This window comes from Bacillus sp. YKCMOAS1 (assembly GCF_030268125.1).
Lineage (GTDB): Bacteria > Bacillota > Bacilli > Bacillales > Bacillaceae > Bacillus > Bacillus safensis.
In genome coordinates this window covers 260,678-279,768 of record NZ_BSEI01000005.1, presented here as the reverse complement: position 1 = coordinate 279,768, position 19,091 = coordinate 260,678, and the positions used below count along the sequence as shown (strand labels likewise).

The window sequence follows — 19,091 nt, the reverse complement described above, 5'->3', positions numbered from 1 at the left end:
GTTTCATTTTAAGATTGATTGACTATTGGAGGACTAGCTTTGAAATGCGCACGACGACATGATCGAACGATCTCATTACATACGTATTCGAGAGAACATTATCAATTCCTCCATGACGAGGGAAAAAAAGGACAATTATTCTGCCCATATTGCGGACAACCGGTCTTTTTTAGATTAAATATACATGATGAACCTGCCTTTATTCATAAGCACATGTCTCAACAAGAGATTTGTGAACAAGCTGAAGATCAAGCAGATCATAATCAAACGGCTGAACAAGAGGAAAAGACTTCCTATAAAGAACTTGGCGGCTTCCGTTTTCCAACCGGCAAACAGATCATCTCGCAAACTAGCGAATCATATGACTGGCAGGAACCAAAGTCGATTCAATTTAGCGACGCCTTACATTTAGAAGAGAATGAACAAGTTCATACGATCGACCTCTTCCCGCATATCACCTTTAGCACACCGCAGCTTCAAGCTGTCACACATTTAGATGGTCCGATGCTTGTGCTAGCTGGGGCCGGCAGCGGGAAAACAAGAGTCCTGACGGCTAGAGCGGCTTATCTCATGTCCCATCATCATATTCCTGCTCACCATATTTTACTCGTAACTTTTACTACAAAAGCGAGCAATGAGATGAAAGAAAGACTGCGCAAGCAATACCAGCTTCATCCTTCACAAGCCAGCCAAGTGGTGACAGGCACCTTCCACAGTCTTTTTTATAAAATGCTGCTTCACGATGACGCAAATAAATGGAACGGCCAGCATCTGATCAAGTTTGACTGGCAAAAGGAGCAATACATTCGAAAAGCCATAATGAATGAAGGGCTTGATGAGAAAGACTACCCTACTGATCAAGTGCTGCAATCCATCGGCTATTGGAAAAATGCCTTTTTACCAGGTGAACTTCCTGATTTGAAGGATGAAAAGGAAAAACACATGTGGACGATCTATCAATCATATGAACAGCAAAAACGAGACAATCAGCAATTTGACTTTGATGATATGGCGATTGCCTGCTTACATATGCTGACAGAACAGCCTAAACTGTTAAAACGGTATCAAGAACGATTCCAGTATATTTTAGTGGATGAATTTCAGGATATTAATCCAGTGCAATACCGCTTGATTCAACTTTTAGCCGGAGAATCAGAGCAGTTATTTTGTGTAGGTGATGATGATCAAGCCATTTACGCATTTAGGGGTAGCAATCCTGCTTTCATCCTTGAGTTCAAACAGGATTATCCTTCGGCTCAGATCGTCCATTTACATGCGAATTACCGCTCTCATCATACAATTGTCGCAAGTGCAGATGCGATTATTAAGAAAAATCAGCATCGTTATGAGAAGACGTTAAAAGCCGTGCGCGAGGAGAAAATTCCTCCGACGCTCTTCTATCCATATGACGAAGAAGAGGAAGCGACGATGATTGTCGCAGATATTCAGGAGAAAATTAAAAATGGTGCAAAGCCGAATGACTTCTGCGTGCTGTTTCGAACGAATACAGGCGGCCGTGCGATTTATGAACGGCTGCATCAGTCGGCCATTCCGTATGAAACGGATGCTGGCGTCAAAGCCTTCTACAGCAGACGAATTGTTCGGGTACTCCTCGCCTTTCTTTCCTTAAGTCAGGATGCAGATGATGTGACCGCCATGAAACAGCTGCTGCCGGTTTTCTTTTTAAAGCAGCAAACGCTGAATACACTAAAGGCACTGACTATCACAGAGGATTGTTCAATGGTAGATGCGCTCGGAAAGCTGACAGATATACAGCCGTTTCAACGGAAAAAGCTGCAATCAATCGTTCCTTTGTTCCGAACGTTACGAACATTAAAGCCATCGGACGCGGTGACATTTATTGAACAAAAGATGGGACTCGGTGATTACTTAAAAAAACGGGTGAACGATACGAATGTACTTGAAAAAGGGACAGATGATGTACGTGATGTGAAAACAGCTGCCAGACGCTTTGAAACGATTGAAGCCTTTCTCGCACATGCCGAACATATGAAATCTGCCGAAAAGGAAAAAACAGATGAACCCGGTGTTCAGCTCATGACGATCCACCGTGCAAAGGGACTTGAATTCCAGACAGTATACATCACTTGTGTGGTCGACGGAGCACTGCCTCATGATTTCTCACTGGATGAACTCAGAAACGGTGATGAAGAAGCGCTGGAAGAAGAGCGCCGTTTATTATACGTGGCCATGACAAGAGCTGAGCAATCTCTTTATCTGTCTGTTCCTTCATTTAGACGAGGAAAAACGGCTCATCGTTCTCGCTTTTTGTATCCTCTTCTAAAGAAAAACCGTGAATTATTTACGCAAAAACAACAGGCCCCCCTTTAAACGGAGAGCCTGTTGTTTATTTTTTGTTATTCATCATTTTAGCGATTGTATTGAAATCAAGCTTTTCTTTTCCACTTGTAATCGATTGAACGATTTTGTCTTCCATTTCTTTAGGTACACGTTTGTTCGCAAGCTGCGCTACTTTTTTAATGACACCTCGAACGGTATTCTCATCTTTAAAGTTGGCATTTTGCAAAGAACCTGCAAGTTTAAACACATCATTCATATTCACACCGGTTTTGTTTTCTACGCTTTTAAAGAATTTATTATCCATTCATTTGCCTCCTCTTTGTGGAGTAATCACCTTACTATATGAAAATAGGCGGGATATGTGCCTATCCTAAAACCTTGTTTGACCAAAGAGAAAGGAAAGCAAAAGGCTTCCCCCTTGCTTCCCTCACCTTCTTACTTTTTAGTAGTTAAAGAAAGAAGCACCAACGATGATTAGAAGGATGAAAAGCACGACAACAAGAACAAATGTTGATCCATATCCGCCGCCGTAGCCACCACCGTAGCCGCCGCAAGAACCGCCACCGTAACCGTAACTCATATTTAAGCACCTCCTCTTCTCCCTTACAAAGTATGAAAAATGCAAGAAATGGTTTGGACGATCACATAAAAAAGTGCGGAATTTTTATTTCTGCTGTTTAAAGACGTAATCTGCCTCTGTATGACGCATCATGAATGCTTCTGTTTCTTTCGCAAAAGCCTCCATCTTCACGCCAAATGCTTTTAAGTGCTCCTCAAGATCATGCGCTTTATCCGTTAGATCCATTTCAGCCTTTTCGTGCGCTTGTTCTTTCCCATCATGGGGTTTAGTGAACAAGGAACCGATTAATTGTTCGAATGCATCCATTCTGGTCACCCCTTCTCTCTTACATATGCACCACTCAAAAAAAGGGCAACAAAAAAACCGGATAAATCCGGCTTTTGTTTTTCTCTTCTATTATTGAGGTTTCTTTTTGTTTCCACAGCCGCAGCCAGTTTTCTTGATTTTTTTCGTATATACAGATTGTTGATTTGACTGCGCTGGATAACCTTGAAGCATATGTGACGGCGTTTCAGTTGGTTTCATCGCAACCCTTCCTTTCCTGTTCCATGATAGTATATGCATTTATTGAAAGCGTGTCTGATCAGAATGCCTGTTTATTTCACAAGCTTCGAGACGACCGCTTCAATGATGCCTGCTGCTGCGGCAATCGCTAATAGTAAATTAAGCCACATGCTGATGACAGGAAAAAGTATGTATATCAGAAGTAAGGCAGCAGTGCACCACATGCCAGTACACCAATAACAGCTTAACAGTTCTCCAACCCAAGATCGCAGTCCTTCTCCTTTAATGATGATATATGTTTCAACCTCACCTTGTTCATTTACCTCTTCCTGTTCTTCATGAAATAGACGGCGGAATGGCGCAGTAATGGTATCAAACACAATCAGTCTCGTCAGTCTAAAGGATGCGAGGGCAAACACGACAAATGACAAAGCACCGCTCAGAAGCCTCCACCTCCTTCTTTCTTCTTTTTCCGTCCTTTCTTTATATATGCAAGAAAAAAGACCGTCATGATGAATCGAGCGGAAATAAAATTGGGTTGTACTTTTTCACACTTTCCGATTCCACCTTGAGTCCTTGCTGCATTAAATAATGTATAGATAAGAAAGGAGTGAAAGTATTGTCTATTGAAGAAAGTGCTGAAATATTATATACACAACTGTTAAACGAATTAATCAGTAATTATGATGATTTCATTGAGATCAAAGATTCCGAAAATGTCACAATTCATAAAACAGATGTAACAGCTGCACTCTCCCTTCAAGCGACCGTAACGACAATCATTACTCTTTTAATCCAAATTCTTGTACCAGACGATGAATTGGCTGCTGACATCACAGATCAGCTTTTAGCTGTGCAACAAGTGGAAGTCCAAAAGAAAACTGTGATTCAAATCATCAACTGTTATAACATTACGATTACATTATCAGATGCATCCATTATGAACTCCGTCCAAATTCTCACTCAAACATTGAATGTGCTCTTAGTTGAAGCCGGCATTCTTTGACCCTTTCTTTTTCTAACATGACGTATGAAAGAGGTGAAATCATCGTGGCTGAAGAGAACGAAAAAAAGGAGTTTCAAATCAATACGGATATTGATCCATTAACAAGTCTTCTTGTCAGTGATGTGTTAAACAAAAACAATATCACTGATGATCAGAAAGCAAAAATTTCAGATGATCAAAGAAAAATGATTTTGAAATTAGTCGAGGACTTACAAAAGAAAGCAAATGATTTCGTAGAACAGCAGCAGGAGAAAAAAAGGCAGGCTGAGGCAGCAAAACAGCCAGAAGAAGTAGTGCCTGAACCAAAAGTACGTCCAAATCGAAATTCACTTCGAAATCGTATTCAGCAGCGTCGTAATGCGCAGCGTAATAACGATTAAATAAAAATGGGTTGCCTGCTAGGGTAAATGCCCGAGACAAAACAACGCATTCCAGCATTTAATAAAGTAAACGGAAGGAGGAATAGAAATGGATTCTAAACCATATTCTTGGGTCGCTCTAGATCGTAACTGTTCACACCACGGACACCACAGATACCACGAACACCACGACGATTGCAACTATGAAAGAAAAGCACTTTGTGACGATTATTATGATGACGAAGATGTCTTACAAGATTTGGATCAAGTAAGCTTCACAAAGCAGACATCTGAAGAGGTCATTATCGTTAGGGACTCTTGTGACATTAACGTATCTTCTGTCGATGCACAGGTTGCAGCATCTATCCAGGTAGCGATTCAAACAGCGATCATCACCATTACAAACATCTCAATCGCAGACGGTGATTTGGCAGACCGCGTCACGCAGGATCTCTTACAAGCTGCTACTCACAAACAAACAAACCGCCAAAAACTTGTCATCGAAAATTCAAGAAACGTTACAGTATCTACAATCGATGCGGACATCTCTATCGCAATCCAAACACTTACACAAACTCTTGTTGCGACAATCGTTGCAATCGGTATCCTCTAATGTCCAAAAGCAGAGCGAAAAGCTCTGCTTTTCCTTTTATAAAAATACAGCAAATATAAATGGTCATTTACCCACACCAACTAGAGGGCGCATACATATGTTGTTAAGGACTAAAGTCAAATACCTTGTTAAAGGAGCTGAAATCCATGAGCTGCGGAAAACACCATGGCCGACATGATGAAAACTGTGTATGCGATGCGGTTGATAAGATTTTAGCAGAGCAGGAAGCTGTAGAAGATAAATGTCCTACGAGCTGCTACAGTAATTTATTAAGCCCAACAGTTTCTGGAAAAGATACGATTCCGTTTTTACTTTTTGATAAAAAGGGCGGGTTGTTCTCTACTTTCGGAAACATTGGAGGATTCGTTGACGATTGCCAATGCTTCGAATCTATTTTCTTCCGGGTTGAAAAATTACACGACTGCTGTGCTACGTTATCTGTATTAAGACCTGTTGATGTACACGGACATACGCTAAGCGTGTGTCACCCTTGTGACCCTGACTTCTTTGGTCTAGAAAAAACGGACTTTTGTATTGAGGTTGATTTAAACTGCTTCTGCGCAATCCAATGCTTAAACCCAGAGCTTGTCGACAGAGTCATGCCATCGAAAGATAAAAAGCATCATCACCACGGCTAAATCAACAGGCCGCTCATCTAACTTGTCATGAGTCAAAGCATCCCCTTCCTTATGAATGACAGCCAATTATGCGGAGCAGTCGGCATAAGTAGCGACCGCTTCCGCATTGGTTAAAAGTAGATGCACGAACCGGCAAAGATAGCTTGTAGATGATAACAGTGCTCAAACACTCAAACAAATTTCCTAGTATAGGAGGGTTGAATATGAGCCGCAAACATTCATGGAACTGTGTAACAGAGGCTGTTGAAAACATTAGCGACTTACAAAATGCTGTCAAAGAAGATTGCCCGACCAGCTGTTACAGCAATCTCCTTTCTCCATCACATTCATTAGGTGACACTGTCCCGTTTGTTCTCTTTACATCCAAATCAAAACCATTCGTCGCATTCGGAAATGTCGGAGAAGTAGATCCAGGCCCTTGCTTCAGCACTGCATTTTTCAGAGTCGAACATATCTGTGATCACTGTGCAACACTCAGCTTGCTTATCGCATTTGACAAAGACCGTCATATTTTAGATTTTACAGATAAAGATTCCTTATGTGATGTGTTCCGATTAGAAAAATCGAAGTATTGCGTTGAAGTAGACCTTGACTGCTTCTGCGCTATCGAGTGCCTAAACCCAAGACTCATCAACCGTAACTGCTAACAAAAAAAGTCCCTATATGGGACTTTTTTCTTTGTTAAAAACCAAGCGGGTGGATGGAAGAAATCTCAGCAATCACTAATTCGACTGGATTTCCCCCGCCTGCTGTACGAATGATCACAGTATCATCTTTTCGATCCATGATGATTCCTCTATATGTTTTACCATCAGCTTCAATCAGACAAAGAGCTCTTGGCATATTATGAGGCAGCCTTGTGAGAAAATCGACTTTTTCATCAATACTCATCTGACTTAAAGGCTTTTTCACTCGTTTTCTTCTTGGTTCTTCTTTTGTTTCATGAAAGACACCTTCTGGCTGGTTCCCCTCTTCTTGCTTTTGTATGAGCTCTGGTTCCTGTATGTTCTCTTGTTCCTGTGTAAGCTCGGTTTCTTGTGTATTCTGTTGTTCCTGTGCATGCTCAGCCTCTTGTGCGATATCTCGTTCTTCTGTAAATTCGGCTTCTTGTTTTATATCTCGATCTTGCTGAAGTGCAGGCGGCTCGGCTTCTTTTTTCTGCTCTATTTCTTGAACCGCAGGCTCCTGCTGCGTGCTTTCTTCGATCTCGCCTTTTGCATTGTGATCACTTTCTGACTGTTTTTCTGATTTTTTTCGCTTTCTCACAATATTTTGCATGGCCGGCTTTGATTCATGATAGCTCGGCTGAACAATATACATCAGCGGCTTTTGATTCTCATCACCTTTATTTGACATACTAATCCCTCCCGAATGATTCATTCCTTATATATATGAACGGAGGGCTCAAATCAGAAGAAAAATAAAAAAACAGCATACCCTTCATCGGTATGCTGCAAGTCATGTATTCGTTTAGCGGGCAATGATATGGAAGCCAGAATCAACATGCAGATTCTCACCTGTCATGCCGCGAGATAGATCACTGAATAAGAATAGAGCTGTATCGCCAACTTCTTCAGGAGTCGTTGTACGGCGAAGCGGTGCACGCTCTTCAATATCTTTCAGAATGGTATTAAAGCCGCTGATGCCTTTTGCAGATAACGTACGAATTGGACCAGCAGAAATACTGTTCACGCGGATGCCTTCTGCGCCTAAATCAGCTGCTAAATATTTCACACTTGCTTCAAGTGATGCTTTCGCTACACCCATTACGTTGTAGTTAGATACAACACGCTCTCCGCCTAGGTATGTAAGCGTCACAATGCTTCCACCCTCTGTCATTAATGGACGTGCTGCTTTTGCTACAGCAGTTAATGAGTATGCACTAATGTTGTGCGCCAAAAGGAAACCTTCACGATTCGTGTTCAAGTATTCGCCAACAAGCTCTTCCTTGTTTGCAAATGCAATGGCATGCGCAACGCCATGAATGACTTGTACTTTTTCTTTAATTTCAGCAAAACATTTTTCGATTTCTTCATCACTTGTCACATCACACGGAAGAATAATTGAATCATCACGCTCAAGTGTGCTTGCAAGCTCTTTTACCGATTCAGCAAGGCGATCTCCAACATAAGTAAAAATCAAACGAGCTCCAGCTTCATGAAGTGAGCGGGCAATTCCCCATGCGATGCTTCGTTTATTGGCAACACCCATCACCACGATATTACGGCCTTCTAAAGAAAAGTTCATATGTAATAAAGCCTCCTATTTTTTCAAGACATAGTATTAGTACCTGATCATAATATTATCACAGATCATAAGAGAATGACAATTTCCTCTGAAAGAAAGTTTCATTTTCGCAAAAAAACCGCCTTCACAAGGAAGACGGTTCGATTCCCTTAACGTTTGATTCTGTTTTGCTGATAAGCAAAATGGTTCGTAGGCCCGTGTCCAGATCCAATTCGTAAAGGGAATTTGATCGCTTCATGGACAAAGGTTTCTGCTGTTTCAAAGGCTTCCTTTATCGAATAACCTTTCGCAATTTCAGCTGTTAATGCTGCTGCAAACGTGCAGCCTGTGCCATGTGTATGTGGTGTATCAATATGTTCATTTGTGATTTCAATAAAGCCTTTTCCATCATACAGCAGGTCGGTAATCATCCCATCAGATGGACCATGGCCGCCTTTGATCACAACATGTTTCGTTCCGAGCTCATAAAGGCGCTCTGCAGCCAGATAGCGATCCTCTTTCGTCTGAATACGTAAACCTGATAGTACTTCTGCCTCAGGAAGATTCGGCGTTACAGCATAGCTCACAGGCAGCAAGTGTGTTTTCATCGCAGCGACCGCATCTTCATTTAATAAAGAGGCTCCTCCTTTTGCGATCATGACTGGATCTACAATCAGCTTCATATTATATTGAACCGTTTTTTCAGCTACGATCTTGATCATGTCTGCACTCCACAGCATCCCTGTTTTGACGGCATCTGGCAGTAAATCTTCTGCCACTGCATCTATTTGACGCTCTAACGCCTCAATTGAAAGCGGATATATCCCATGAACACCTAGTGTGTTTTGCGCAGTTATCGCTGTGATTGCAGACATTCCATACACACCGAGCTCCTGAAAAGTTTTCAAATCGGCCTGAATGCCTGCTCCGCCGCCAGAATCAGAACCTGCGATTGTGAATGCTTTTTTGATCGTCATTTCTTCACACCTCTCATTAGCCAATCCATTGATGATAAATCGTTCTTGCTTTGGCAATATCATTGGTTCCATGAACAAGCGCTCTGCCATCTTTAAATAAGACAAGCTTAAATTCATCCTTTTGACATGAAAGCAAATATGGATTTTCAAGCACATCCATCCCTGCTTTCTTTAACCGAAGAGCTACTTCATGTAAAGGTGGCGGTGTTTCTGCTGCACTGCGGATTTGTACCGTATTGCGGCCGCATAGTACATCTGCCTTCGCTCTCTTGTCATATGAAAGAAATGGATAAGTCTTCAGTCCACAGCTTGGACATTGCTTCTTCTTTAAAGATGTAGCCGACCGAATGTCAGATCGTTCATTTTTCCATAAATCGAAGGATTTTAATATTGGCGTCACTTGATGTCCTGTTAAATATTTAAGTGCATCTGCCACTTGATATGCGGCCACCTGCTGCACAACTGGACTAATGATACCTGCTGTATCACAAGTCATACCTTGTGCAGGTAAATGTTCAAGCAGACAGTGTAAACACGGCGTCTCACCAGGAATCACAGTAAATTGAATGCCATAACTGGCTACACAGGCCCCATAAAGGAACGGAATTTGATGTTTGACAGCAGCATCATTTGCAATCATTCTTACCTCAAAATTATCCGCTGCATCGACAATGATCGAAGCCCCGCTGACCAGTTCGTCAATATTGTGAGCAGTCACATCAATCACGATTCCTTTGACGTCAACGTCACTGTTTACTTGCTTGAGTCTTTTTTCAGCCGCCACAGCTTTTGGCAGCCGATCCTTCACGTCTTGCTCCGTGTAAAGCTGCTGGCGCTGAAGGTTGCTCCATTCAATATAATCTCGGTCCAAAATGGTGACAGATCCAACGCCGGCACGAACAAGCATTTCTGCACTAGCCGTTCCAAGTGCCCCCGCTCCAATAATGACCGTCTTTGAGTCATTTAGCCGCTTTTGTCCCTCTGTTCCAATTGGCTGAAAAAGCTCTTGGCGTGAATAACGAGTGCTCAAAATGAAGGCATTCCTTCCTGTGGACTGCTCGCTGTCCCATAGTTTTTCAGCGGAATACGTCCTGCCTCATAGCCTAGTCTTCCTGATTCAATCGCCAGTTTCATTGCTTTTGCCATTTTCACAGGATCCTTTGCACCAGAGACTGCGGTATTTAGTAATACTGCGTCAGCTCCAAGCTCCATCGCATAAGCTGCATCTTTGGGAGAACCTACGCCAGCATCAATAATGACCGGCACCTTCGCCTGCTCGATAATAAATGAGAGATTCAGAGGGTTTAGTAAGCCTTGGCCTGAACCAATCGGAGAAGCACCTGGCATGATGGCGTGGACACCGAGTTCTTCTAATTTTCTTGCGAGCACCACATCATCAGAAGTATATGGCAGCACAATAAATCCTTCTTCGAGCAGCATTTCAGATGCTTTTAATGTTTCAACTGGATCTGGCAAAAGAGACCTTGAACAGCCAATGACTTCTACCTTGATCATGTCACACAGACCAGAAGCCTTTGCTAAACGGGCAATACGCACTGCCTCTTCTGCTGTACTTGCACCAGCTGTATTCGGAAGCAGTGTATATCTTGATAAATCAAGCTGCTCCAGAAAATTAGGCTGAGATGGTTCGAATATGTTCATTCTTCTGACAGCAAAGGTTAAAATTTCGGCTTCCGATACGTTCACCGCTTCTTTTTGAACCTCAAATGATGGGTACTTCCCTGTTCCGAGTAATAGTCTTGATGTGAATGTTTTTCCGCCAATGTGCAGCATTGGATCATCCTCCTCCTACAAAATGAACGATTTCAATCGTGTCATTTGGTTGAATGACTACTTGTTGAAACGCTTCTTTATCAATGATTTCTTGGTTCTTTTCAACGATCACCACACGGTTTTCAAGTTGATAGGCTGATAGAAGATCATAGATCGTTCCATTCTCTTGATCGAAGTCAACGATTCTGCCATTCAATTGAATCTTCATACGAATAGTGCCTCCTTTCGTCCAATACGAAATGCGTGAAGCCATTCTTCTTTGACCGGTTTGTCTAATATGAGATCACGAATGATTTCTCCAGTAATCGGCGCAAGTAAAATGCCATTCCTGTAATGCCCTGCAGCAAAAAGAATACGCTTGTCTTCGGGATGTCTTCCGATATAGGGGTGCCGATCGTTTGTCGCCGGACGAAGGCCTGCCCAGCACTCTTCAATCGGCATCTCTTTAATAGAAGGCATCAGCTGAGACGCCTTTTGAATCACAGCTTCCATGCCACCAAGCGTTGGAACAGCCTGCCACTCGTTTGGCTTCATCGTTGCACCGATAACAAGCTTTCCACTATCTCGCTGAACGATATAACAATGATCATGATAAATGGTGTGTGCGAGCGCCGGACCATTATTCCATACAGACACACATTCCCCTTTTACTGGATAAAGAGAATGCGATAATCCGAGCTCTTCAAAAAAACGGCCAGACCATACACCACTTGCGACTGTCAGGTCATCACATGTGAATGTGCCCTTCGGTGTTCTGACAGTTAACACTTCTTTGCCCCGCTTCACTTCGATCACAGGTGTACACTCTTTCACATCTGCTCCGTAGCGGACCGCTGCCTGCCACAAAGCCCTGCATACAGCGTAAGGCTCCACATGCACATCCTCTTCAATCAAACCTGCTCCCAGCATGTGATCTGTTACTTGAGGCATGTATTTTTTTACGTTGCTTGCGTCAAGCCACTTAAACGTAGACAAATGCTGCATCCGGCAAAGGGCCTGCTTCTCTTCTTCTGTAAAAGCGACCTTCATGATGCCGCCTGCTGAAGTCCGAATATCAATACCTGATTCATGCAAAAGATCGACCTTTAATTTTTCGTATAATGCCTGGCTTGCTCTGCCTGTCTGAAAGAAAATATCCTCATGCCCCTCTCCTTCAGCATGTGCACCGAGCATCCCGGCAGCCGCACTTGTCGTTTGCTTCCCTATCTCATTCGCTTCAAATAAGACCACCTGTTTTCCTGCTTTTGCAAGGTGATAGGCGATTGACATCCCTATGATTCCACCACCAATGATTGCAACGTCATAATGCTTTTTCATAAGGATTCTCCTTTACCTTTTCAGAAAATGCTTGTGCCATCATACGCGGCTGATGATGAGCAAAAATCCCAGACATGACAGCGATTCCTTTCACATGAGCGTGTTTCAATTCTGAAACTCGTTCTGGGGTCATCCCGCCGATGGCCACCACTGGAATTGTTAGTGCAGTAGTCAGTTCTTTCACAAGCTGTACACCTCTTGCCTGAAGTCCTGGTTTACAAGAGGTGGCATATACGTGCCCAAACATGACATACTCTGCTCCATTTTTCTCTGCTGCTTTCGCTTCTTCTATCGAATGGACGGACACCCCTGCATGAAGGTGAGGGAATTTTCTTCGCAGCTCCTTCGGCGAAAAGCTATGGCCCGGAAGATGCACCCTGTGAATATTGGTTAGCAGCGCCACGTCCACTCGGTCATTGATCACGAGCTTTTCTTTCGGTACACCTTCTAAAAGGAGATTCTTCACGAGATCAACAAGCTCACCTGCTGTTTTAGACCGTTCCCGAATATGGATAAAATCCACTTCAGACGCAATAGCTTTTATTTGTTTGATCAATTCACCCGCAGGAAGCGAATCATTTGTCACTGCGTGGAGTTCCATTTGCACCAACCCCATCTAAGCATGCTGTTTGCCACAATTCTTTTTGATACGCCATCTCCCAAAAGTGATATTCGTAGTAGCTTGAAATCACAAAATTTTCTTTCATATTGGCGCGTACATGTTCTGGTGCTTTTTCTGCTAGTTCATCAAAGCGGTTCACCTGTTCGAAAACGAGTTCCTTAAACCAATCGCCTCCATATGTCAAAATCCATTCTTGGTAAATTGGATGGTCAGGTGTTGTTTGTTTCAGCTTTTCACCTACCTCATAATAGAGCCAGTAACACGGTAATAACGCGGCTAAAATCTCTTCAAACCGTCCGCTTTTTACAGATCGATACATATGAGAGGTATACGCATAAGCAGTCGGGGAAGGCTTAAAGTTCTCAATGGCTTCATCAGAAATTTGCAGAAGCTCTGTAAATTTCCTATGCAGCGACAGCTCTGCTTCGTACGTGCCCTGGGCATGATACGCCATTCTGCCCGTCGTATGTAAGTCCTCACTAATCGCCGCTCCATATGCCTGCACCTTTGCAAAATGAGTTAAATAATACGAATCCTGCATCACGTAATAGGTGAAACGATCGAGTGAAAGTGTGCCATCCCCAATCCCTTTGACAAAAGGATGCGTAAAGCTTCCATTCCACCATGTTGCTGCAGCCTTTTTACATTCTGTTGAAAACGTCATGTTCCTCTCCTCCTGTTTTTCCATATAAAAAAGCCACTTTCCGCGTGGAAAGTGGCTTGGAATTTGTAAAAAGCATAGTCAAAAACCGCACCACTTCCCTACGCAGGTATGAACCTGTTCAGGTAATGAGGGTCTAAAAGTCGACACTTTTATCTCAGCCCTTTTAAAGGACTCCCCTAGTGGATCAAATATATGATGTTGTACCTCTATCTTAATCAGGAATTGTTCATTGGTCAAGGGTTCATTGTCATTCTAATTGGGCTCTTAGTCCTGCTACATACTCCCGGGAGCCCGATACAAGCACACGGTCGCCGCTTCTAAGGGTCGTATCTCCATGCGGTACTAAGCTGTCTACCCCTCTGAAAATCCGGACAAATACCAAATCACCGGTGAAAGGAAATTCTCTCAGCATGACATTATGATAACGATGATTGTTCATTTGAATTTGATACAAAGAAGAATCCTCATTTGTTAACAAACGAATCGCATCAGGTGCTTCAATCAAAGCTCTTAGCACTGTTTTAGATGAAAGGAAAGTAGAAAACGTATCAATGCCTGCTTCTTTCAATGTCAGCTCCGCCTCAGCTTTGTTGACACTTGCAATGACTTGTTTTGAACCTTCTTCTTTTGCAAATAAAGCAATTTCCTTATTTTTTGTCTCACTGCCTGTTGCGACGACAAGGACATCCTCTTGGCCGACGCCTGCCTTTCTCAGCGTCTCATCGTCGTATTGTTCAATTGATTCGACTTCAAAGATAGAGTCTGCCAGCAGTACTTCCTTATTTTCTTGAAACACATGCAAAATCCGAATGTCATATTCATCCTGATGCAAATCAAGTGTGACGGGTAAGGTCAGCTGATTTGCACCAATAAAGGTCACACGCTTCTTATGGCTCGCCGCTTGTTCTTTTTTAAAGAGCGCTTTAAACCAAACAGGTGTTAAAATACTCGTTAGCACAGCAACTAAAATCAGCGCTCCAGACATTTTATGATCAATGACACCGAGCCGCTCACCAATCGTCGCAGCTGCAATGACGAGAGATAACGTTGAAGTTAATAAAAAGCCGGAGCCGATGACCTTATTCATGTCATACCATTTTTTCAAATAAAGAATTGGAATGAGCTTACTTATAAGCAACGCAATAAACAGCAGCGGAATCATGATCATAATCGTCGGGTCCTTAAACAGTGCCCATATATTCAGATCCACTCCGACCATCACAAAAAAGATCGGAATTAAAAAGCCGTAGCCAAATGAGTCCAGCTGCTGAACGAGCTCTTTATTTGGCGAAAGAAGGGACACAAGCACGCCAGCTAAAAACGCCCCAAGAATATTTTCAGCCCCGAGTGATTCAGATAAGGCAACTAAGACTATAATGAGAGTAAAGATTGCCCTTGTCCCAATTTGCACGGTTCCTTTTGACATCGACTGAAAAATTGACTTTGTCTTAAATACGCGGCCAAATAAATAAAGAAGAATGCCTGCAGCAAATAATAAGAGCAGAAGCCACATGTTCCCTGTTCCATCTCCATAAATGGAGGAAAACACTGCAAGTAAAATCATCGTGACCAAATCAGCAATGACAGCTACAAGCAGAATGATTTGACCGATATTCGTCTGCATCAACTTTTCCTCTTTTAAGGTTGGAACCACTACGCCTAATGAGATGGTAGAGATAATGAGCGTCATTAAAAAGGCATTTTGGATAAACCCTGCGAGTACAAACGCATAGGACAGGATAAAAGAAATACAAAATACCCCAAGAAAAATAATGGTGGCTGCTTTAAATGTATTTGGTTCTTTTAAACCATTTGGAAGTTCTCGTGCTTTCTTCTTTGACTCAAAAGAAGAAAAATCTATTTCAAGTCCACTTAAAAACATCAGAAAAATAAAACCGAGCATGGATAATGTATCTAACCACGCATCATGTTCGACAACCAGTTGAAGACCGCTTTTTCCAATGATGAGCCCCATAATGATTTCAGCTACAACGACCGGAATGGTTAGCTTAAATCGGTGCAATAAAATAGGGGTGAAAAAGGCGACAATAATAACGACAACGAGTGATGAAACAGATGTATGCTCCATTGGCTAAAGCCTCCTAACATTCATGTTTAATTTTATAAGTCTTACGTTAAAGGATTGATTCTAACAATTGCCCAAATGAAATGAAAGCCATTCGTTATATTTTCTAAAATTCAAACTTCTTTATATCCGACGAATGGATGAAAAAATCAGGAGGAAACCTTATGAAATTCGATATCATTGGCGATATCCACGGCTGCTACGAAGAGCTGCTTACCCTCATACACAAACTAGGATACGAACTCAAACATGGATTACCCGTCCATCCTGATAAGAGAACGCTAGCCCTTGTTGGTGATTTAACAGATCGAGGGCCTCAGTCAGTAGACGTCATGCGATTTGTCATTCATGCCTATTCACACGGTGCAATCCGCTATGTACCTGGCAACCATTGCTTTAAGCTTTATCGCTATTTAAAAGGGAATCCCGTCAAATTACTTCATGGCATCGAAACGACAGTGAACGAAATAAAAAAACTGCCAACTCATGAACAAAACAAATTGTCACATGAATTTAAGCAGTTATTCGAGAAGGCTCCACTTTATGATGTACTCATTCCTGATGAGCTGATCATTGCACACGCAGCGATGAAGGAAAAGGATATTGGAAAAAAGCCGAATAAACAGATGCGGTCCTATTTATTATTTGGTGCCGTCACAGGAGAAACTTGGCCAGATGGACGGCCTGTTCGCAAGGACTGGGCAAAGGAATATCATGGAAAACCGTGGATTGTGTACGGCCATACACCTGTGAAAGAGCCTCGATTCGTTGGCAGAACCGTCAATATTGATACAGGCTGCGTATTTGGCAACAAACTGTCTGCCCTCACATACCCTGAGCTTAAAACGGTCTCCGTTCCCTCATCTATGCCTTATGACGATTCAAGATTTCAGCATTTCACATTATAAAAAAACCCGGCCCTGCGCTGCAGGTGACCGGGTTTCCTATTTAAAAAAGCAAGGATTTCATATCATCAGGAAGTGGAGCTGAAAATGTCATTTGCTCACCTGTCATCGGATGAGGAAATACAAGGGTTTCACTATGCAGTGCCTGCCTGTCTATCCACTCGGCTCTTCCGCCATACAGCGTATCTCCGATGAGCGGATGCCCAAGAAATTGCATATGCACACGAATTTGATGTGTTCTCCCGGTTTCAAGCGAGAGAGACACATCCGACATGTTCAACTCAGCGATTACCGCTCGCACGGTATAATGCGTCACTGCCTCCTGCCCAGTATCATCAACCATCCGCTCGATGATACTATCCCCTTTTCGGGCAATGTTTGCAGCGATGGTTCCATGTTTTTCTGTGATCATGCCATGTGTAAACGCTCTGTATGTTCGCTTAACCGCTCCACTCTTTTGCGCCTTAGATAAAAGGCTATGGGCAAAGCGATGCTTCGCCACAAGCATAACGCCAGATGTATCACGATCAAGACGGTTCACTAAATGAACCGTATGCCGAACAGACTGCTTGGCATAATGGTGCAGTAATCCATTCGCAATACTGTGCTCGGGGTGCTCCCGAGAAGGGATCGAAGGAATATACGGCCTTTTATTCAGCACAAGGACATGCTCGTCCTCAAATATAATATCAAGCGGAATCGTTGCAGGCTTCAGCCCTTCACTCACTTTTTCCTCGGGAAATAAAATGGTGAGCCTGTCCCCTTCATACAGCTCATATCTCACGGTAACATGCTCTCCATTAATGAGGAGGTCACCGCCATCAAACTTAATATCCGTCAACATTCTTTTCGAAATGCCAAGATCAATTAAATATTCCTTTAAAAGCAGCCCTTCTTCTTTGGCTGTCATGGTTTTGTTTAACGTAAAGTATTCCAGCGGGAACAACCTCTTTCTTATTCTCCTTTTCCGATAAAGGAATCTTGCACCCTTTTCCAAAACGGAAACGGTCTAAATCTAGCAAAACGGACATTCTCATCTGCCACCCGGCATTGAATGGATTTGACGTCTTTATGAAGCAGCGTCAAATGATCAATCGTCACCTGAAAATCGACATCATTCCTCGGCTTAATCACACAAGTATGGTGGTCAGGCAAAATAAGCGGTGAACCGACCGTCCGAAACACTCTGTTGTTGATTGAAGCCATTTCTGCCAGCTGAATGGCTCTAATGGAAGGATGAATAATGGCGCCTCCAAGTGCCTTATTATAGGCCGTACTGCCTGATGGAGTAGACAAACAAAGGCCGTCACCTCTGAATGTTTCAAACAGCTGGCCTCTGATTTCAACATCTGCCACAAGTGTCCCTTCCATGCTTTTAATCGTACATTCATTCATTGCTAAATATTTCTCTTCTCTGCCGCCGTCGTTGTATCTGACAATGACCTCTAAGATCGGATATTCCACAATATGATAAGGCGTTTTCGCAATGGCTAAGACGAGTTTTTCAATCTCACTCGGCACCCAGTCAGCATAGAAGCCAAGATGACCTGTATGAACACCGACAAAGGCTGTTTCATTCAGACGGTTGCTGTAGCGGTGAAAGGCATAAAGAAGGGTGCCGTCTCCACCAACCGTAATGACAAGATCCGGTTCCTCTTCATTTAGTTCCATGCCAAAATCCAATAAGTAGGTCTGAATTTTACTTTTGAGCGTGTCAGATACAGAATTCCCTTTTGAAGAAACTGCAAATTTCATGAATTCTTCTCCTTTTTCACCTTGCTGCTATGAGAGGGCAGCATCATATTTGATCAAACTGGCTCAGCTGTCGTTTTTCTTTTTCCGGGAAAATGCCACTTGTGCTTCTTGAATTTCCCCTCTAATTTCGGACATTTCTTCATCGAGACGAGATGCTGCCTCAGATGCTCTTTGAAGGCGCAGCTTGACCTTCTCCGGGATATTCCCACTATATTTATAATTCAGAGAATGCTCAATGGTCGCCCAAAAGTTCATCGCAAGCGTACGAATTTGGATTTCGACAAGGAGCTGCTTCTCTCCGTTGATCGTTTGCAGCGGATATAACACAACAAGGTGGTAAGAGCGGTATCCGCTTTCTTTATGTTCTGCAATATAGTCGCGTTTATCTACAACCACAAAATCTTTACGTGACTGGAGCATTTTTTTCACGACTTGTATATCTTCTACAAACTGGCACATAATGCGAAGCCCAGCAATATCCTGCATCGTTTCAATCTCATGCATCGGGATGTTTTTACGCTTTGCCTTTTCTAATATGCTGGCAACGGGTTTCACTCGGCCTGTGACAAATTCTACTGGTGAATGGTCATCCTCGAATTCATACAGCTTTCGAATGCCTTTTAGTTTCACTTTTAATTCTTCGACTGCTTGTTTATACGGTGCGAGGAATTGATCCCATTGTTTTTTGTCCATGAAACTTCCCCCAATTCCATATACCTAATT

25 protein-coding genes and 1 riboswitch are annotated in these 19,091 nt (G+C 42.7%); of the genes, 7 read left to right on the top strand and 18 right to left on the bottom strand.

Going from position 1 to position 19,091, the window contains the following annotated elements; genetic code table 11:
• Window positions 1–39: 39 nt before the first annotated feature.
• The gene (locus tag QSJ46_RS16340; protein WP_285605006.1) at window positions 40–2,352 is read left to right on the top strand and encodes a UvrD-helicase domain-containing protein; all 2,313 of its coding nucleotides are present in this window, start codon (window positions 40–42) and stop codon (window positions 2,350–2,352) included.
• Between the two features lie 16 nt (window positions 2,353–2,368).
• On the opposite strand, the gene spoVIF is transcribed toward QSJ46_RS16340, so the two are convergent.
• The 5 genes from spoVIF to QSJ46_RS16315 all read right to left on the bottom strand — a co-directional run bounded on the left by spoVIF (window position 2,369) and on the right by QSJ46_RS16315 (window position 3,849).
• A complete protein-coding gene (gene spoVIF / locus QSJ46_RS16335) occupies window positions 2,369–2,626 on the bottom strand; it encodes a sporulation-specific transcription regulator SpoVIF (protein ID WP_008348417.1) in 258 nt (85 codons plus the stop codon).
• A 138-nt stretch (window positions 2,627–2,764) separates the two neighbouring features.
• Window positions 2,765–2,902, bottom strand: a complete 138-nt coding sequence (locus tag QSJ46_RS16330; protein ID WP_024426457.1) for a YjcZ family sporulation protein — start codon at window positions 2,900–2,902, stop codon at window positions 2,765–2,767.
• A gap of 84 nt (window positions 2,903–2,986) precedes the next feature.
• Complete coding sequence (locus tag QSJ46_RS16325) at window positions 2,987–3,208, bottom strand: hypothetical protein (RefSeq protein WP_047201815.1); 222 nt, start codon at window positions 3,206–3,208, stop codon at window positions 2,987–2,989.
• Between the two features lie 90 nt (window positions 3,209–3,298).
• Window positions 3,299–3,427, bottom strand: a complete 129-nt coding sequence (locus QSJ46_RS16320; protein WP_254967544.1) for a hypothetical protein — start codon at window positions 3,425–3,427, stop codon at window positions 3,299–3,301.
• A 71-nt stretch (window positions 3,428–3,498) separates the two neighbouring features.
• The gene (locus tag QSJ46_RS16315; protein ID WP_039177852.1) at window positions 3,499–3,849 is read right to left on the bottom strand and encodes a DUF1360 domain-containing protein; all 351 of its coding nucleotides are present in this window, start codon (window positions 3,847–3,849) and stop codon (window positions 3,499–3,501) included.
• Window positions 3,850–4,016: 167 nt separating this feature from the next.
• Between QSJ46_RS16315 and QSJ46_RS16310 the strand changes: the two genes are divergently transcribed.
• From QSJ46_RS16310 to QSJ46_RS16290, 5 genes are all read left to right on the top strand, one after another.
• On the top strand, window positions 4,017–4,412 hold the full coding sequence (locus QSJ46_RS16310) for a spore coat protein (protein ID WP_224426357.1): 396 nt from the start codon (window positions 4,017–4,019) through the stop codon (window positions 4,410–4,412).
• A gap of 44 nt (window positions 4,413–4,456) precedes the next feature.
• Entirely contained in the window at window positions 4,457–4,792 is a 336-nt protein-coding gene (locus tag QSJ46_RS16305; protein WP_039183064.1) for a hypothetical protein, read from the top strand.
• 88 nt (window positions 4,793–4,880) lie between these two features.
• Window positions 4,881–5,384 carry a spore coat protein gene (locus QSJ46_RS16300; protein WP_039177849.1) on the top strand — a complete coding sequence of 168 codons (504 nt, stop codon included), beginning with the start codon at window positions 4,881–4,883 and terminating at the stop codon, window positions 5,382–5,384.
• Between the two features lie 146 nt (window positions 5,385–5,530).
• Window positions 5,531–6,022: a CotY/CotZ family spore coat protein gene (locus QSJ46_RS16295; protein ID WP_003211658.1), complete on the top strand. Its 492-nt coding sequence runs from the start codon at window positions 5,531–5,533 to the stop codon at window positions 6,020–6,022.
• Between the two features lie 203 nt (window positions 6,023–6,225).
• Window positions 6,226–6,669 (top strand): CotY/CotZ family spore coat protein, encoded by a 444-nt coding sequence (locus QSJ46_RS16290; RefSeq protein ID WP_047201813.1) that lies wholly within the window; start codon window positions 6,226–6,228, stop codon window positions 6,667–6,669.
• A gap of 34 nt (window positions 6,670–6,703) precedes the next feature.
• Here the strand turns inward: QSJ46_RS16290 and QSJ46_RS16285 are convergent, their stop codons facing one another.
• The 10 genes from QSJ46_RS16285 to QSJ46_RS16240 all read right to left on the bottom strand — a co-directional run bounded on the left by QSJ46_RS16285 (window position 6,704) and on the right by QSJ46_RS16240 (window position 15,711).
• Window positions 6,704–7,378, bottom strand: a complete 675-nt coding sequence (locus QSJ46_RS16285; protein ID WP_047201812.1) for a CotO family spore coat protein — start codon at window positions 7,376–7,378, stop codon at window positions 6,704–6,706.
• 114 nt (window positions 7,379–7,492) lie between these two features.
• Window positions 7,493–8,269, bottom strand: a complete 777-nt coding sequence (gene fabI / locus QSJ46_RS16280) for an enoyl-ACP reductase FabI (RefSeq protein ID WP_039177844.1) — start codon at window positions 8,267–8,269, stop codon at window positions 7,493–7,495.
• A 149-nt stretch (window positions 8,270–8,418) separates the two neighbouring features.
• Window positions 8,419–9,225 carry a bifunctional hydroxymethylpyrimidine kinase/phosphomethylpyrimidine kinase gene (gene thiD, locus QSJ46_RS16275; protein WP_107163872.1) on the bottom strand — a complete coding sequence of 269 codons (807 nt, stop codon included), beginning with the start codon at window positions 9,223–9,225 and terminating at the stop codon, window positions 8,419–8,421.
• 16 nt (window positions 9,226–9,241) lie between these two features.
• Complete coding sequence (locus QSJ46_RS16270) at window positions 9,242–10,255, bottom strand: thiazole biosynthesis adenylyltransferase ThiF (protein WP_269773424.1); 1,014 nt, start codon at window positions 10,253–10,255, stop codon at window positions 9,242–9,244.
• Complete coding sequence (locus tag QSJ46_RS16265) at window positions 10,252–11,019, bottom strand: thiazole synthase (protein ID WP_107163870.1); 768 nt, start codon at window positions 11,017–11,019, stop codon at window positions 10,252–10,254. The genes QSJ46_RS16270 and QSJ46_RS16265 overlap by 4 nt, the downstream gene beginning before the upstream one ends.
• A gap of 4 nt (window positions 11,020–11,023) precedes the next feature.
• Complete coding sequence (gene thiS / locus QSJ46_RS16260) at window positions 11,024–11,227, bottom strand: sulfur carrier protein ThiS (protein ID WP_039177840.1); 204 nt, start codon at window positions 11,225–11,227, stop codon at window positions 11,024–11,026.
• Window positions 11,224–12,336 (bottom strand): glycine oxidase ThiO, encoded by a 1,113-nt coding sequence (gene thiO / locus QSJ46_RS16255; RefSeq protein WP_285605005.1) that lies wholly within the window; start codon window positions 12,334–12,336, stop codon window positions 11,224–11,226. Before thiO ends, thiS begins: the two co-directional genes overlap by 4 nt.
• Window positions 12,320–12,937 carry a thiazole tautomerase TenI gene (tenI, locus tag QSJ46_RS16250; RefSeq protein WP_269103938.1) on the bottom strand — a complete coding sequence of 206 codons (618 nt, stop codon included), beginning with the start codon at window positions 12,935–12,937 and terminating at the stop codon, window positions 12,320–12,322. Before tenI ends, thiO begins: the two co-directional genes overlap by 17 nt.
• Window positions 12,912–13,622 (bottom strand): thiaminase II, encoded by a 711-nt coding sequence (gene tenA / locus QSJ46_RS16245; protein ID WP_047201807.1) that lies wholly within the window; start codon window positions 13,620–13,622, stop codon window positions 12,912–12,914. Before tenA ends, tenI begins: the two co-directional genes overlap by 26 nt.
• 78 nt (window positions 13,623–13,700) lie before the next feature.
• A riboswitch (TPP riboswitch) is annotated at window positions 13,701–13,810 on the bottom strand.
• A gap of 59 nt (window positions 13,811–13,869) precedes the next feature.
• Window positions 13,870–15,711 (bottom strand): monovalent cation:proton antiporter family protein, encoded by a 1,842-nt coding sequence (locus tag QSJ46_RS16240; RefSeq protein ID WP_047201806.1) that lies wholly within the window; start codon window positions 15,709–15,711, stop codon window positions 13,870–13,872.
• A gap of 161 nt (window positions 15,712–15,872) precedes the next feature.
• Between QSJ46_RS16240 and prpE the strand changes: the two genes are divergently transcribed.
• Entirely contained in the window at window positions 15,873–16,616 is a 744-nt protein-coding gene (gene prpE / locus QSJ46_RS16235; RefSeq protein ID WP_058838852.1) for a bis(5'-nucleosyl)-tetraphosphatase PrpE, read from the top strand.
• A gap of 40 nt (window positions 16,617–16,656) precedes the next feature.
• On the opposite strand, the gene QSJ46_RS16230 is transcribed toward prpE, so the two are convergent.
• The 3 genes from QSJ46_RS16230 to yjbM all read right to left on the bottom strand — a co-directional run bounded on the left by QSJ46_RS16230 (window position 16,657) and on the right by yjbM (window position 19,061).
• On the bottom strand, window positions 16,657–17,523 hold the full coding sequence (locus tag QSJ46_RS16230; protein WP_483298741.1) for an RluA family pseudouridine synthase: 867 nt from the start codon (window positions 17,521–17,523) through the stop codon (window positions 16,657–16,659).
• Between the two features lie 44 nt (window positions 17,524–17,567).
• The gene (locus QSJ46_RS16225) at window positions 17,568–18,368 is read right to left on the bottom strand and encodes an NAD kinase (protein WP_039177835.1); all 801 of its coding nucleotides are present in this window, start codon (window positions 18,366–18,368) and stop codon (window positions 17,568–17,570) included.
• A 63-nt stretch (window positions 18,369–18,431) separates the two neighbouring features.
• On the bottom strand, window positions 18,432–19,061 hold the full coding sequence (gene yjbM / locus QSJ46_RS16220) for a GTP diphosphokinase (RefSeq protein ID WP_039177834.1): 630 nt from the start codon (window positions 19,059–19,061) through the stop codon (window positions 18,432–18,434).
• Between the last annotated feature and the right edge of the window lie 30 nt (window positions 19,062–19,091).